The organism is Streptosporangium sp. NPDC004379 (assembly GCF_042873875.1).
In the GTDB taxonomy this organism is placed as follows: Bacteria; Actinomycetota; Actinomycetes; order Streptosporangiales; family Streptosporangiaceae; genus Streptosporangium.
The window spans coordinates 290,174-305,659 of sequence record NZ_JBIAMC010000009.1; the positions used below are offsets into that span (position 1 = coordinate 290,174).

The window sequence follows — 15,486 nt, forward strand, 5'->3', positions numbered from 1 at the left end:
ACATCACGCAAATCTAAATATGTCCGGTTCGCCTCGTTAATGTAACGAAACGATCTTTGCGTTGTATGGCCCGTATACCTTTGCGAACCTTGCCCGCGTACGTCCCTACACACCCCCGCCCCCCAGAGGAGATCGCAGGTGGCTGGCAAACTCCCGCTGCTCGAACCGGTCTGCAAGGCCTTCGAAGAGCAGGTGCGGCGCACCCCCGAGCGGACGGCGGTCGTCGCCGGGACGACCCGCACGACCTACACCGACCTCAACGCGCAGGCCAACCGGATAGCCCACGAACTCCTCTCCCGGGGAGTGGGCCGGGGCTCGACCGTCGGCGTGTGCCTGGACCGCGACGAGAAGCTGATCGCGGCCCTCCTGGGCGTCTGGAAGACCGGCGCCGCCTACGTGCCGCTGGAGTCCGCGTTCCCGGCCGACCGGCTGGAGTTCATCGTCGAGGACGCCGGGGTGTCGCACGTGGTCACCTCCGCCGCGCTGGCCGGGCGGCTGCCGGAGACCGAGATCGTGACGGTGGACTCCGTCGGGGAGCGGCCTTGGAACGATCCCGGCCGGCCCACCGACCCGGCCGATCTGGCCTACATCATGTACACCTCCGGCTCGACCGGCCGCCCCAAGGGCGTCATGGTCGAGCACCGCAACGTGATGACGCTGCTGCGCTGGGACGCCGGCCACTTCACCGAGGAGGAGCTGGCCGGCTTCCTCGCCTCGACCTCGGTCTGCTTCGACCCGTCGGTCCCCCAGCTCTACCTCCCCCTGCTGCTCGGCGGCACGGTGATCATCGCCGAGAGCCCCCTGGCGCTGCACTCCCTGCCCGCCAGGGACGAGGTGACGATGGTCAGCGCGGCGGCCTCGGCGCTGACCGCGCTGCTGCGGGAGCCGCTGCCGCCGAACGTCCGCACGGTGCTGTCCAGCGGCGAACCGGTGAGCCGGGCACTGGCCGACCGCGTCTTCGCCAACCCCGGCGTGCGGCGCATGGTGAACCTGTACGGCCCGACCGAGTGCACCGTCCACTGCTGCGCGCACGAGATCTCCCGGGACTCCACGGGCGAGCCGCCGATCGGCACGCCGTACGCCTGGTCGGAGCTCTCGGTGCGCGGCGCCGACGGCGCGGTGCTGGGCGACGGCGAGATCGGTGAGCTGTGGGTGGCCGGCCCGCTCGTCGGCCGGGGCTACCTGCACCGGCCCGACCTGACCGCCGAGCGGTTCGTGACCGACGCGGCGGGCGTGCGCCACTACCGCACCGGCGACCTGGTCCGCCGGGAGGGCGGGGTCCACTTCTACGAGGGGCGCATCGACGACCAGGTGAAGGTGGCGGGTTTCCGCGTCGAGCTGGGCGAGGTGCAGGGCAGGCTGGCGCGCCACCCGTTGGTGAACCACGCCGTCGTGCTGGCCCCCACCGACTCCGAGGGCACCCGGCGGCTGGTCGCCTACGTCGAACCGGCCGGTCCCGGCCTCGACGACGGGAGCCTGCGGTCCTGGCTGCGGGAGTGGCTGCCCGATTACATGATCCCCGCGAGGATCGTCTTCCTCGACGCCATCCCGGTCGGCCCCACGGGCAAGGCCGACCGTTCCCGGCTGCCCGCGGTGACGTTCTCCTCCGCCGCCGGAACCGCCGGAGCCGCCGAAGCAGCCGGGAGCGCCGGAAGCTCCGGAGCCGGGTTCGTCGCCCCCCGCGACGAGACCGAGCGGCGGCTCGCCGCCGTCACCGCCGAGGTGCTCGGCGCCGAGCGGGTCGGCGCGCACGACCACTTCCTCGACCTGGGCGGCCACTCCCTGGCCGCGGCCAAGATCTGCGTCAGGATCGAGCACGAGTTCGGCGTCCGCGTCCCGCTGACGACGTTCCTGGCCCGCCCCACGGTCGCCGAGCTGGCGGCGTACGTCGCGGAGGCCGCCCCCGTGGCGGTGACGCCGCTGGTCCGCAACGCCGGGCGGACCACCTACCCGCTGACCGTGACCCATCGCGACATGTGCCTGATGCGCGAGGTCAGCCAGAACCACGGCTCCACCGCCATCGCCTTCCGCCTGGGCTTGCGCGGCCTCGCCTCGGCCGAGCCGCTGCGCGCCGCGCTGGACGGGATCGTGCGCCGCCACGAGGCGCTGCGCACCGTCGTCACCGACGGCGTGACCGCCGAGGTCGGGCCGCCGGTCCCGGTGCCGCTGACCGAGCACCGCCCGGCGTCCGAGGAGGAGGCCGCCGCGCTGCGCCGGGCCGCGGTCGCCCGCGACTTCGACGTCACCCGGGACTCGCCGCTGCTGCGGGCCACCCTGCTGTGGTCGGGGCCGGACAGCGCGGAGCTGGTGCTGCTGACCGACCACACCGCGTTCGACGGCTGGTCGCTGGGGGTCGTGATGCGCGAGCTCCTCGACGGCCTCGCCCACTCCGGCGACATCTCCCTGCCCGAGCCGGCGCTGCAGATCGGCGACGTCGCGCTGCACGAGCAGGACACCGTCCCGGACACCGCGGCGCTGCGGGCCTTCTGGGCCGAGGAACTGGCCGGAGCCGTCCCGCCGTACGAGCTGATGTCCGGCTTCGACGGGCGTCCCAGCCGGATGAGCGGTGAGCGCCTGGTCCGCAGGATCGACCCGGCGACGGCCGCGCGGATCGGCGAGCTCGCGGCCGACTGCGGCGCCACCCCGTTCGCCGTCCACCTGACGGCGCTGGGCGTGCTGGTGGCGGGGCTGACCGACCGGCCGGACATCGTCCTCGGCGCCGCCGTGGCCGACCGCGCCGCCCCGGGCATGGAGTCCGTGGTCGGCGTGCTGGTCGACGTGGTGCCGGTGCGGCTGCGCCTGGACGACGGGCTGTCGCTGCGCGAGGCCGTACGGCACGCCGGAGCCGCGACGGCCCGGGTGATGGACCACCGCGCGCTGCCCTCGCGGGACCGCGCGGACGCCAGTGGCGTCGAACGGCCGCCCGGCGCGGTCCTGACGCCCGTCACGCTGTCCATCCAGCCCGCGGAGGTCCCCCTCTCCCTGGAGCGCGACGGCGTGGGCGTGGACCTGATCGGCGAACTGGACGCGGGCAGCGCCCAGGCGCCGCTGATCGTCTACGTCAACGACACCGTGGCCGGGCCCGAGCTGCAGGTGGAGTACGACCTGGAGCACCTGGACCGGGCCGCGGCCGAGGACCTCACCGACCGGCTGGTCCGCCTGCTGGAGGACGCGCTGGCCCGCCCCGACCGGCCGCTGTCGGCGTTCGAGGTGATCGGCGCCGAGGAGCGGGCGGCGCTGCTGGCCGCCGGGACCGGTGCCCCGCTGCCCGCCGACACGCCGCGGACCGTGGTGGAGGCGGTGCTGGAGCAGGCCGTACGGCGCCCGGACGCGCCGGCGGTCGCCGACGCCGAGGGTGTGGTGACCTACGGAGAGCTGGTCTCCCGGGCACGGCGGACGGCCGCGGCGCTCGGCCCGGCGGCGGCGGGTTCCTGCGTGGGCGTGTGCCTGCCCCGCGACCGCCACCTGCCCGCGGCGCTGCTGGGCGTGCTGCTGGCCGGCGCCGCCTACGTCCCGCTCGACCCGGGCCACCCTCTCGAACGGCTCCGCCACCAGGTCGAGGACGCGGGCGCCAAGGTGATCCTCGCGGCGGGCGAGGGGCTCGAGGTGGCCTCGCGGTTCGGCTGCACCGTCGTCGACCTGGCCGGGCCGCCCGCGGCGGAGACCACAGATCTCCTCCCGGAGGGCGGCGACGTCTCCCGGGTGGAGCCGGGCGACCTGGCCTACGTGCTGTACACCTCCGGCTCCACCGGCCGCCCCAAGGGCGTCGAGATCACCCACGCCAACCTCGCCGCGTTCACCGCCTCGATGCGGCTCGCGCCGGGGATCCGGTCCGACGACGTGATGCTCGGCCTGACGCCCTTCTCCTTCGACGTGTTCGGCTTCGACCTGTGGGTGAGCCTCTGCCACGGCCTGCGGCTGGAACTGCTGGGCCGCGACGACGCGCTCGACGGGCGGGCCGTCGCCCGGCGGATCGCGGAGGCCGGGGTCACGCTGATGACCGCGACCCCGACGACGCTGCGCATGCTGGTCTCCTCCGGCTGGCACGGTGAGGACGTGCGCGTGGTCAGCATCGGCGAGGTGCTCGACGCCGCCCTGGCCGCCGACCTGGTGGAGCGGGTCGGCGAGCTGTGGAACGCCTACGGCCCCACCGAGACCACGATCTACTCCACCATGGTCCGCGTCACCGCCCCGGTGGGCGACCCGGTGTCGATCGGCGTCCCGCTGGCCGGGGAGCGCGCCTACGTGCTGGACCGGGCGGGCCGGATGCTGCCCCCCGGGAGGGCCGGTGAGCTGTGGATCGGCGGCGTCGGCGTGGCCCGGGGATACCGCGGCCGGCCGGAGCTGACCGCCGCGACGTTCACCGAGGACCCGCTGGACCCGGCGGGCGGCCGCCGCTACCGCACCGGCGACCTGGCCCGCTGGCGGCCCGACGGCACGCTCGACTTCCTCGGCCGCCGGGACCGGCAGGTGAAGGTCCGCGGCCACCGGATCGAACTGGGCGAGATCGAGACCTTGCTGCGCGAGGGCGAGGACGTCGCCGACGCGGCGGTCACCGTCCACGGCGGCGACCACCTGGTCGGCTATGTCGCCGCGCCGCCGGGGACCGACACCGGCGCGCTGGAGCGGCGCCTGGCCGCCCGGCTCCCCGAGTACATGGTGCCCCGCCGCTGGGTGGTCATGGACGCCCTGCCTCTCACCGCCTCCGGCAAGGTGGACCGCACCGCGCTGCCCGAGCCCGGCGGCGAGGCCGGTCGGGTTCCGCCGGGCACGGAGGCCGAGCTGCTGGTCGCCGAGGTGTGGGCCGCCGTGCTGGGCCGCTCCGACCTCGGCGCGCACGACGACTTCTTCGCCATCGGCGGCCACTCGGCGACCGCCGCGCTCGTCACGGCCCGGCTGGGCGACGCCCTGGGCCTGCGGCTGCCGGTGCGCATGCTGTTCGAGCGGCGCACGCTGGCCGGCTACGCGGCGCGGCTGGAGGAACTGCTGCTGGACGACCTGGAAGGGGAGGCGTGAGCGGGCCCGCGGCGGCCGGCGGCCGGTACGGCACGCCGCTCGCCGACGGCCTGTCCGGCATGCCGCTCACCGTCGCCGACCCGTACGACGCCGGCGACCCACACGACATGCCGCTCGCCGCCGCCGACCCGCATCACACGCCGGTCACCGTACCGGCGAAGGAGGCCCCATGACCGTCAGCGACGAACGTCGCGGCGCCCTTTCCGCCCGGCTGGCGGCGGCGCGCCGCGCCGCCGCCCAGACCGTCCCGGCGATCCCCGTCCGGGAGGCGACCGGCGGCCCCGCGCCGCTGTCGCCCGCCCAGGCCCGGCTGTGGTTCCTGTCCCAGCTGGACGACCTGGCCGCCTACAACGTGCCCACCGCCGTACGGCTGCGCGGCCCGCTGGACGCCGAGGCGCTGACCGGGGCGGTGCGCGACCTCGCCGACCGGCACGAGGTGCTGCGCAGCCTCGTCACCGAGGAGGGCGCCACCCCGGTCGAGGCGGACCGGGTGCCCGTCACCGTGGAGGACCTCGGCGACCCCGCCCTGCTGGGGGCGCGGCTGGGCGAGGAGCTGGCCCGGCCGTTCGCGCTGGACGCCGAGCCGCCCGCCCGCGCCCTGCTGCTGCGGCTGCCCGGCGGCGAGGATCACGTCCTGTCGCTGACCGTGCACCACATCGCCTTCGACGCCTGGTCGCGGAACCTGGCGCTGGCCGAGCTGGCCGCCCTGTACGCGGCGCGGCTCGGCCGTACCGGCCCGCCCGCGCCGCCGCAGGTGCGCTACGCCGACTACGCGGCGTGGCTGGCCGGGCAGCCGGAGGGCGACGTCACCTGGTGGGCCGAGCGGCTGGCCGGCCTCGAACCGGTGCTGGACCTGCCGGTCGACCGGGCCCGGCCGTCGGTCGCCGACTGGACCGGCGCGGCCGTCCCGGTACGGCTGACGCCCGCGCTGACCGCCCGGGTCCGCGAGGCCGCCGCCGAGACCGGCTGCACGCCGTTCATGGTGCTGCTGGCCGCCTGGCAGGAGCTGCTGGGCCGCGTCTCCGGCACCGACGACGTGCCGGTCGGCGTGCCCGAGGCGGGGCGGCTGCACCCCGACACCGCGCGCATGCTGGGCTGCTTCGTCAACACGCTCGTCCTGCGCGGCGACCGGTCCGGTGAGCCGACCGGCCGGGAGCTGCTGGCCCGGACCAAGGACGCGGTGCTGGACGCCCTCACCCACCGCGACGTGCCGTTCGAGCGGATCGTGGAGCGGCTGCACCCCGAGCGCAACCTCTCCACCACGCCGATCTTCCAGGTGATGCTGAACGTCCTGGACGACCCGCCGCAGGCGCTGGACTTCCCCGGCCTGACCGCCGAGTCCGTCGACCCGGTGCTGCGCACCGCCAAGTACGACCTCAATCTCGCCTTCGTCAACGCCGGCGAGGACTACGACGGCGAGCTGGTCTACCGCACCGACCTGTTCGACGAGTCCACCGCGCTTCGGATGACCGGCTGGTACCTGAACCTGCTGGAGGGCATGCTCGCCGACCTGGACGCGCCCGCGGCGGCCGTGCCGCTGGAGCCGGTGACCGGGCCCGCCGTCTCGGGCGCGCGGATCTCGATGGACCTGACCCGGCCGCTGCACGAGGTGGCCGCCGACTGGGCGCGGCGCACGCCCGACGCGGTCGCCGCGGTGGACGCCTCCGGCTCGATCACCTACGGCGAGGCGGACCGGATGGCCGGCCGCCTGGCCCGGCACCTGATCGCGGCCGGGGTGCGGCCCGACGAGCCGGTCGGCATCCTCGTCGACCGGCACCGGGGGCTGGTCCCGGCGCTGCTCGGCGTGCTGCGCGCGGGCGGCGCGTACCTGCCGATGGACCCGGCCTACCCCGACGACCGGCTGGCCTACATCCTGCAGTCGGCCGGCGCGCGCGTCGTGCTGACCGACCGGGAGTATGCGGGCCGGGTGCCCGGCGCGCTGGTGCTGCCCGACCTGCTGGCCGCCGATCCCCCCGGGACCGGCGGGCCCGGCGGCCCCGGGGAGCCGGTGGACGCGGGCGTCACCCCCGGCCACCTGCTGCACGTGATCTTCACGTCCGGCTCCACCGGGCGGCCCAAGGGCGTGGCGATCGAGCACCGCTCGGTCCTGCACTACCTGCACGGCCTGGCCGGGCTGGTGCCCGAGGGGTGCGAGTCCTACGCGGTGGTCTCCACGATCGCCGCCGACCTGGTGATGACCTGCCTGTACGGCCCGCTCTTCCAGGGCGCGGCGGTCCACCTGGTGGACCAGGAGACCTCCACCGACCCGGAGGCGTACGCCGCCTACCTGGAGAGCCACCGGGTCGATGTGATCAAGATGGTGCCCAGCCACCTGGAGCTGCTGGCCGCCCACGGCGACCTGGCCCGGATGCTGCCGCGCCGGCTGCTGATCCTCGCCGGCGAGGCCACGTCGTGGGAGTTCGCCGAGCGGATCCGCGCGGCCCGCCCCGACCTGGAGGTCCAGATCCACTGCGGGCCGACCGAGACGACGGTCTCGGTCCTCGGCGGCCGGGTGCCCGAGGTGCCGTCGGGCTCGGGGTCGGTCCCGCTGGGCCGGCCGCTGGCCGGCGTCGACTGCTACGTGGTCGACCCGGCGGGCCGCCCGCTGCCCGCCGGGGTGCCGGGCGAGCTGTGGATCGCCGGGCCCAGCCTGGCCCGCGGATACCTGAACCGCCCCGACCTGACCGCCGAACGGTTCGTCTCCGACCCGGTGAACGGGACCGCCCGCTGCTACCGCAGCGGCGACCGGGTCCGGCTGAACTCCGCCGGGCTGGTGGAGTTCCTCGGCCGGGTCGACGACCAGGTCAAGATCAGGGGTTTCCGGGTCGAGCTGGGCGAGGTGAAGGCCGCGCTGCAGGAGCAGCCCGGCGTCCGGGAGGCCGCGGTCCTGCCGGTCGGCGAGGGCCGCTCCCGGCGGCTGGCCGCCTGGGTCGCGCCCGCCTCGGTGGACGTCGCCGCGATCCGGGCGGGGCTGCGCGAGCGGCTGCCCGACTACATGGTGCCGTCCGGCATCGTCGTCCTGGACGACCTGCCGCTCACCCCGCTGGGCAAGATCGACCGGGCCCGGCTGCCGCTTCCCGAGGCCGCGCCCGCCGGTGAGCGGGTCGCGCCGGGCACGCCGACCGAGCTGCGGATCGCCGAGGTCTGGTCCAGGCTGCTGGACGTCGCGGAGATCGGGATCGACGACGACTTCTTCGACCTCGGCGGCGACTCCTTCCGCGCGGTGCGCGCGGTCCGGGAGATCGACACGGCGCTTCGGGTGATCGACCTGTTCACCCGGCCCACGGTCCGCGAGCTGGCCGCGCACCTCGACGGCGGCGCCCAGGCCCCCGCCGGGCTGCTGCACCGCCTGGCCGGTCCGCGCCGGGCGAGCCGTACCGTCGTGTGCCTGCCCTACGGCGGCGGCTCGGCCGCCGCGTTCCAGCCGCTGGCCACCGAGCTGGCGCGCCTCTCCCCCGCCACCGCGGTGCTCGCCGTCGAGCTGCCCGGCCACGACCCGGCGCGGCCCGGCGAGGACGTGCTGCCGATGGACGAGCTGACCGACCGGGTCCTGGCCGAGCTGGCCGGGCAGGCCGACGCGACCGGCCCGATCGTGCTGTACGGCCACTGCGTCGGCTCGGCCGCCGCGACCGAGCTGGCCCTGCGGCTGGAGGAGGCCGGGACTCCGGTCGCCGGCGTCTTCGTCGGCGGCAGCTTCCCCGACGCGCGGCTGCCCGGCCGGCTGTCGGCCTGGTGGAACCGGAGGTTCCCGGCGCACCGCTGGTCCTCCGACCGCGCCCAGCGCGACTTCCTGCGCACGCTGGGCGCCCTCGACGAGGACTTCGGCGACACCGGGCTCATGCTGCGCGGCCTGCGGCACGATGTGGAGGAGGCCCAGGGCTGGTTCAGCCGCCGCCTCGGCGAACCCACCGAGCGGCAGCGCAGGCTCACCGCGCCGCTGCTGTGCGTGATCGGCGAGCGGGACCGGGCGACCGAGCTCTACCAGGAGCGCTACCGCGAGTGGGGGGCGTTCGCCGACCGGGTGGAGCTGGCCACGATCCCCAAGGCCGGCCACTACTTCCTCAAGCACCAGGCCGCCTCCCTGGCCCGGCTGATGTGCGACCACCTGGACCGCTGGACCGCGGGCGACCTGCCCGAGCCGGTCGGGGAGGTCGGGGTGTCGGGCGGCGGCGCCCGCCGTGACCTGCGCCGCTTCTACACCGTCGCGGCCGGGCAGACCCTGTCGCTGCTCGGCGCGGCGCTGACCTCCTTCGCGCTGGGCGTGTGGGCCTACCAGAAGAGCGGCCGGGTGCTGGACTACGCCCTGGTCAGCATGCTCGCCCTGCTGCCGTCGCTGCTGGCGGCGCCGCTGGGCGGCGCGCTGGCCGACCGGGTGGACCGGCGGCGGATCATGCTCGTCTGCGACGGCGTCTCCGCCGTGGCCACCGCCGGCCTGGTGATCCTGCTGTGGCTGGGACGGCTGGAGATCTGGCAGGTCGGGATCGTCGCCGGGATGCTGTCACTGGTGGCGGCCTTCCACCGGCCCGCCTACCTGGCGGCGGTGGCGCAGCTGGTGCCCAAGCCGTACCTCATGCAGGCCAACGCGCTGGCCAACCTCGGCACCGGCCTGGGCATGCTCGTCGGCCCGCTGGGCGGCGCCGCGCTCATCTCGCTGGTCGGCCTGCACGGCGTGGTGGCCGTGGACGTCGTCACGTTCCTCGCCGGGCTCGGCACGCTGCTGGCCGTGCGCTTCCCCGACCGGCTGTTCTACCGGCTGGAGGAGTCCTTCGGCCAGGCCATCGTCGGCGGCTGGCGCTTCCTCGTACGGCGCCGCCCGCTGATGATCATGATCGGGTTCTTCGTCGTGCAGAACTACCTGAACATGCTCGCCATGTCGGTGACCGTGCCGGCGGTGATGTCGTTCAGCGACGTCGGCGGCGTCGGCCTGGTCACCGCGATGCAGGGTCTGGGCGCGGTGCTGGGCTCCCTGATCATGGTGTTCTGGGGCGGCACCGAGCGGCGCGCGATCGGCATGGTCGGCTTCGTGGTCAGCCTCGGGATCGGCGTGCTGCTGGTGGGCCTGCGGCCCTCGCTGCCGCTGGCGGCCCTCGGCGGCCTGCTGTCGTGGGCCTCGCTCAGCGTGCTGAACGCGCACTGGCTGTCGATCATCCAGCTCAAGGTCGGCCTGGAGCTGCAGGGCCGGGTGCTGGCCACCAACCAGATGATGGCGGTGTCGATGACGCCGCTGGCGTTCCTGACCGCCTCGCCGCTGGCCGACGACGTCTTCGGCCCGCTGCTCGCCCCCGGCGGCCTCCTCGACGGCACCGTCGTCGGCGACGTCGTCGGAGTGGGTCCGGGCCGCGGCGTCGGCCTGCTGCTCGTCGCCTGCGGCGCGCTGCTGGCGCTGTGGGGCGCGCTGGGTCTGTGGTACCGGCCGCTGCGGCGCATGGAGGACGCGCTGCCCGACGCGGTGGCGGGCGCGGAGATCGCCGACGACCTGGACGCGGTCCAGGCGGAGGCGGACGCCGCACTGCTGACGGGGGCGGCCCCCGCGCGGTGAGTCCGGCGGGGCCCGTCCGGTTGCCGGGCCACGGTTTCCGCGGGGCCCGGCCGGTCGTCACCGGCCGGGCCCCGCCGCGTCCGTCGGCCGTCACCGGCAGGGCCCCGTCGCGTCCGTCCGCGTCGCGTCCGGTGTGTTCCCGTGACCGGTGGGGTAGGAGTGGTGATCATCCATCACGTCCGCGCACCCGGAAAGGAGCGGGCGGGCGACCGTACGGCGGGCGGACCTGCCCGGCGGGACACGAGGAGGCAGGACCATGTACCTCGCCCACTATCTGGGAATGCTGCACCGCTCGCTGAACGAGCTGGCCGGCGCGTTCAGCGAGATCGGCCGGGGCCACACCGGCGAACCGGACCTCCACGACGCCTGCGAGCGGCTGGCCGGCCAGTGCGTGGAGCACTCCCGGAGACTGGAGCCGTTCGTCGAGCGATACGCGGAGGAGACGTCCGGCGAACCGGAGCGGCCGCACTCCACGCTGTTCTCCGGCACCCGCACCGGCGACCTGGGGCTGCTGCGCGACCTGCACGACCTCTACCTCATGGCCGCCGAGTGCGACCTCTGCTGGACGCTGATCGGGCAGGCCGCCCGGGACGCCCGGGACGAGGAGCTGCTCGGCGTCGTCGGCTCCTGCGCGCGGGAGACCTCCGGGCAGACGCTGTGGCTGCGCGACCGGATGAAGCAGGCCGCGTCCCGGACCCTGGTCGTCGCCTCCTGACGGAGCCTCCCCGGGAGGCGGTCCTGAGAACCGCCTCCCGGGGAAGAGGAGGCGGGTCGCCGGATCGAAAGGGGTCGGGGCGGTCACGGCTCGAACACCGGCGTGTAGGCCCACAAGCACACGGACACGCCATCACGCCGGATCGCACAGGCAGCAGCGGTCGAAGCTGAACGGCTCCGCCGAGGCCCGGGCCCAGATCTCGCGATTGGCGTCGTTGTGGCTGAGGTTGATGAGCCGGACGACCACGAGAGCGGTGACGGAGGCGGCACCGGCGCGATGCAGAGCCGAGGCGGCGCTCTGCAGATGGGCTCCGGTGACGAACATGCCGTCCAGCAGCAGGACCGTCTCACCGGCGACACGCTCGGAGACCGCGTAGGCCCGCTCGTTCGGTTCCCGCCAGCCGACCGCTTCCGCCCCGCTGTCGCACCGGAGCACGGACCTGTGCAGTCCCCTCAGGCCGGAGATCATCTGAACGGCCCGGTTCAGGGGGCGGGAGGCGGAGGCCCGGTCAGCGGAACGCGGGCAGGGAACCGTGTCGACCAGAGTGAAGTCCGCTCCGGCGAGCCGTCTCAGGCACGACGCGTGGGAGGCGTAGAACCGGGAGATCGTGGCGGCGATGAACCGGATCCGATCGGGGCCGCCGGCCCGCGGAGCCGGCTGGGCGGCGAGGGCCACGATGTCATATAGCTGGTCGTTCTCCTTGGTGCACAGGGAGATGGGGACGACGTTCCAGGTGGGCAGCCGCGTCCTGTTCGTGATGTCGCGGCAGCCGTCGCAGATCTCGTAACTCGCGTGGTTGGGCCCCGAGTGGCAGATCCGGCAGACCCCGGGGCCCGTCGCCGGAACGTTCCGATACAGCTGGATGAACTCCTCTGTCGCCGCTCGGGCGGCATCGCCCATGGTCAGAAGCTCTGCAGATGTCGGGTCACATCCACCAGATTGACCACCTGGGTCAACAGATCGTCAATATCCCGTACGACAGTGATGCCTCCCCGGTGAGCCACGCGCCGTACCCACGGCTGTTCCTCGTGGAGCCGGTGGGGCACGAAGAGACGCCTGCCCTGACTGAGCGCGGTACGAGCCTGCCGGGCGGCACCGCCGTCCTCTTCCCCGTCCACGATGTAGACCGCGGCGGCCAAACCGCTGGTCACGGTGCGGGACAGGGAGACGGTTCGGGGTGTCGTCGCCTCCAACGGCCGGAACGGCGAGACCAGCGCGCCGCCATGGGCTATCTCCTTGGCCAGAGTGGTGTTCTCCGGTGCGACGGGCACGGTGATGCCTTGGGCGAGGGTCGCGATCGTCCGGCCACCGGCCGCCAGGGCGGTGGCGTGGGCCACCGGGCCGATACCGGGCCTTAGATCAGCCACGAGGGTGAGACCCGCCTGCGCCAGGGCGCGGACCTCATGCCGGACCCGATCGATGGACGGCCCGTCGGCGGAGTGCTCACCGACGACGGCGATCGACCGGTGGTCCTCGTCGAGGAGAAGACCGCGAACCCAGAGGACGGGCGGGAGGTCGTGAACGAAGTCCAAGTTGCCGGGGTACTCCTCGTCCAGGACGGTCACCAGATGCGCACCCTCGGCGCGCGCGGCGGCGATGAGGGCCTCGGCGCGCGCGAGGTCACCGCCCCGGAGACGGGCGACCACCTCGGCGGCGTGAGCGTGGTCGTCCTCGTCCAGGCCGGTGAGATCACCGTCCACCAGACGCAGGGCGCCGCGGGCGGCCTGGACGACGCGGGCCGTGCGTTGCCACGGCCCGGCAGTGGCCTCGCTGAGCACCAGAACCGCGGCCTGCTCCCTGACCTTGGACATCTCCACCATCCTCGACATCGAACCTGACGGACCCGATCGGAACGCGCCCCGGGCAGCCACCGCCGTCCGGCGCTCCTTCGGGAACGAGACTGCCGGGGAACGCTGATCCACCGCCCGGTTTTCCACCAAGCCGGACTTGATCACGTCCGATCGAGCGGACCGGGTACGGATACCGGTTCCGTTCACCCGTGTCTCCGCTTTGGCGCGGGGCCGGGCGGTGGCTGACCGGGCGCGGCGGCAGGAAGGCCGCCGCGCCCAGTTCATGGAACCTCCGGGGCCGCGCACGACACGAAGATCGCCCATACGCCATCCCGGGTGATCCGACGACTCCGCACAGTAACATTCCCGTGAAGTTGATCTACGAATGCATCTTCGCAGAGGGGAAACCACGTGCTCAGATCGCATCGCCCGAGATCCGCGCTCATCGTGCTGGCCTGCGTCCTGCCGGTGCTGCCGGTACTGTCGGCCTCCGCCGGGGCGCGGGTCGCGGCCGACACGGGCGCGCACGCCGCCGCACCGCAGGCCGTCACTCGGGCCGCCACGCCCTGCATCCGGCAGGGGCAGGCGACCTACCCCGTCGACTACTACTGGAAGAACGCGCTCGGCATGAGGCTGGGCAGCGGAAAGGTCTCGGTCGACACCTCCCCGTCGCTGTGGGGCGGGCAGATCACACCGGGCGGCACCTTCACCCTCACGGTCACGCACCGCACGGCCCAGTGGCCGCTGCTGGTCAGGACCTACACCACCACCTGGGACCTGTCGTCCCTCCTGGCCAATGCCGACGTCGTCAGCCAGTCCGGCATCGGGACCATCGGTGGCAACACCCTGACGATCACCTCGCCGGGCACCAAGACCGACCCGCCCCCGAAGGTCATCACATTCCGGGTCAGGCAGGGCACCGCCGGCAACGCCATGACCATCCGGCCGACCGGGATCAGCAGCGTCGTCGCCGCCCCCGGCCAGCTCGGCGGCAACACGCCCGCACCGCCGATCCAGATCGCGAACGGGCAGTCCATCGCGCCCACCACGGCCATCGACGACACCGCCACCACCGCACCGAGCACGGCCGTCAGCGTGCCCGTCCTGGCCAACGACACCGCCACCGCACCGGCGGTCGGCGGCGTCACCAAGCCCGCGAACGGCACCGCGACCGTCTCCGGCGGCAACGTGGTCTACACGCCCGACCCCGGCTTCAGCGGCACCGACACCTTCACCTACACGATCACCACCGACTGCGGGACCAGCACCGCCAAGGTCACCGTCACCGTCCCCTGCAACTGGAAACCGGTCAGCCTGGTCAACGGAAGCTTCGAGGCGCCGCCCGTGGCCACGGTCGACTACTCCATCCCCGACGCCTCCACCAACCCGCCCGTCGGCTGGCAGACCACCGCCACCGACCGCAAGCTGGAGTTCTGGCGCGGCGGCGCGAGCGGGGTCCCGGCGGCCGACGGCCAGCAGTTCGCCGAACTCAACGCCAACGAGGTCTCCACGCTCTACCAGGACCTGCCCACCGTGCCGGGTACGCCGATGACCTGGTCGCTCTACCACCGAGGCCGCCTCGGCACCGACGTGATGCGGGTGCTCGTCGGCCCGCCGGGCGCGACCGTGGCGCAGACCCCCACCGGCGCCTCCTCCCCCGACATCTCCGACGACAACACCGCCTGGCGCCTCTACACCGGGACCTACATCGTCCCTCCGGGACAGACCACCACCCGGTTCGCCTTCGAGTCGGTGTCGGCCACGGGCGGCAGCCCCGCGCTCGGCAACTTCCTGGACGGCGTGACGTTCAGCACGCCACCCTGCCCGTGAACCGCCACGGGCACCGGCCGCCGAGCCGCGGCCGTTCGAATACCTGAGTCTCGACACAGGGACCCGACGACGATACGCGCCGCCGGGTCCCGCGGCGATCACACGGCACGCCGGCCTCGCGTGCGACCCCGGCCATCGAGCCACCGCGCCGGAGTGCCGGGCATCTCCACCACCCTGCCGGTTCGAGCCGGGTGAATCCGATCGGAACGCGCCCCGGAGACTCCGCCGTAGCGAGCCTGCCGGACACGCCGCCGTCCGATGCGATGCGCACCGGGCCCCGGAAGATCGTGGCGGCGAAGCCCCTTCACCGCTCGACACCCGGCCGCCGATGGAAAAATCCTCTTGTAAAGGTTGTGTGGCAATTCCACATATCGATATGGCTGGAAGCCACCCACAAGAAGCAGGAAAGTATCCGCGATGTATCGGAAATGCATACGGATTCCCTCGATCCGATCCTTCATGCCTACTGTGATAAACGTCACATGGAACGCCGGAAGGGGTTCAGCCCGAGGCCCATGAAGCCGGGAGCCAGGGTTCTCGCATAAGGAAAAAATAAGTTTGAGCAGGTGACCTTGCTTGCCTCCGCAAGTCGCCGC

7 protein-coding genes are annotated in these 15,486 nt (G+C 73.7%); 5 read left to right on the forward strand and 2 right to left on the reverse strand.

Translation table 11 applies throughout. The annotated features are described in order from the left end of the window. Nucleotides 1-138: 138 nt before the first annotated feature. The 4 genes from ACFYSC_RS21520 (at nucleotide 139) to ACFYSC_RS21535 (ending at nucleotide 11,270) form a co-directional block, all read left to right on the forward strand. Nucleotides 139-5,016, forward strand: a complete 4,878-nt coding sequence (locus ACFYSC_RS21520; RefSeq protein ID WP_389964278.1) for an amino acid adenylation domain-containing protein — start codon at nucleotides 139-141, stop codon at nucleotides 5,014-5,016. After that, on the forward strand, nucleotides 5,013-5,189 hold the full coding sequence (locus ACFYSC_RS21525) for a hypothetical protein (protein ID WP_389964281.1): 177 nt from the start codon (nucleotides 5,013-5,015) through the stop codon (nucleotides 5,187-5,189). Before ACFYSC_RS21520 ends, ACFYSC_RS21525 begins: the two co-directional genes overlap by 4 nt. Then, on the forward strand, nucleotides 5,186-10,555 hold the full coding sequence (locus ACFYSC_RS21530) for an amino acid adenylation domain-containing protein (RefSeq protein ID WP_389964284.1): 5,370 nt from the start codon (nucleotides 5,186-5,188) through the stop codon (nucleotides 10,553-10,555). The genes ACFYSC_RS21525 and ACFYSC_RS21530 overlap by 4 nt, the downstream gene beginning before the upstream one ends. 256 nt (nucleotides 10,556-10,811) lie before the next feature. After that, on the forward strand, nucleotides 10,812-11,270 hold the full coding sequence (locus ACFYSC_RS21535; RefSeq protein WP_389964287.1) for a hypothetical protein: 459 nt from the start codon (nucleotides 10,812-10,814) through the stop codon (nucleotides 11,268-11,270). A 132-nt stretch (nucleotides 11,271-11,402) separates the two neighbouring features. On the opposite strand, the gene ACFYSC_RS21540 is transcribed toward ACFYSC_RS21535, so the two are convergent. Next, on the reverse strand, nucleotides 11,403-12,170 hold the full coding sequence (locus ACFYSC_RS21540; RefSeq protein ID WP_389964290.1) for a phosphoribosyltransferase: 768 nt from the start codon (nucleotides 12,168-12,170) through the stop codon (nucleotides 11,403-11,405). A 2-nt stretch (nucleotides 12,171-12,172) separates the two neighbouring features. Next, entirely contained in the window at nucleotides 12,173-13,267 is a 1,095-nt protein-coding gene (locus ACFYSC_RS21545; protein ID WP_389964292.1) for a DNA-processing protein DprA, read from the reverse strand. 204 nt (nucleotides 13,268-13,471) lie between these two features. Between ACFYSC_RS21545 and ACFYSC_RS21550 the strand changes: the two genes are divergently transcribed. Then, nucleotides 13,472-14,890, forward strand: coding sequence for an Ig-like domain-containing protein (locus tag ACFYSC_RS21550; protein ID WP_389964295.1), 1,419 nt, complete (start codon nucleotides 13,472-13,474; stop codon nucleotides 14,888-14,890). Nucleotides 14,891-15,486: the final 596 nt, after the last annotated feature.

Coding starts and splice junctions, on each gene's coding strand:
- ACFYSC_RS21540 (WP_389964290.1), bottom strand. CDS start 12,170: ATGGGCGATGCCGCCCGAGCGGCGACAGAGGAGTTCATCCAGCTGTAT.
- ACFYSC_RS21530 (WP_389964284.1), top strand. CDS start 5,186: ATGACCGTCAGCGACGAACGTCGCGGCGCCCTTTCCGCCCGGCTGGCG.
- ACFYSC_RS21535 (WP_389964287.1), top strand. CDS start 10,812: ATGTACCTCGCCCACTATCTGGGAATGCTGCACCGCTCGCTGAACGAG.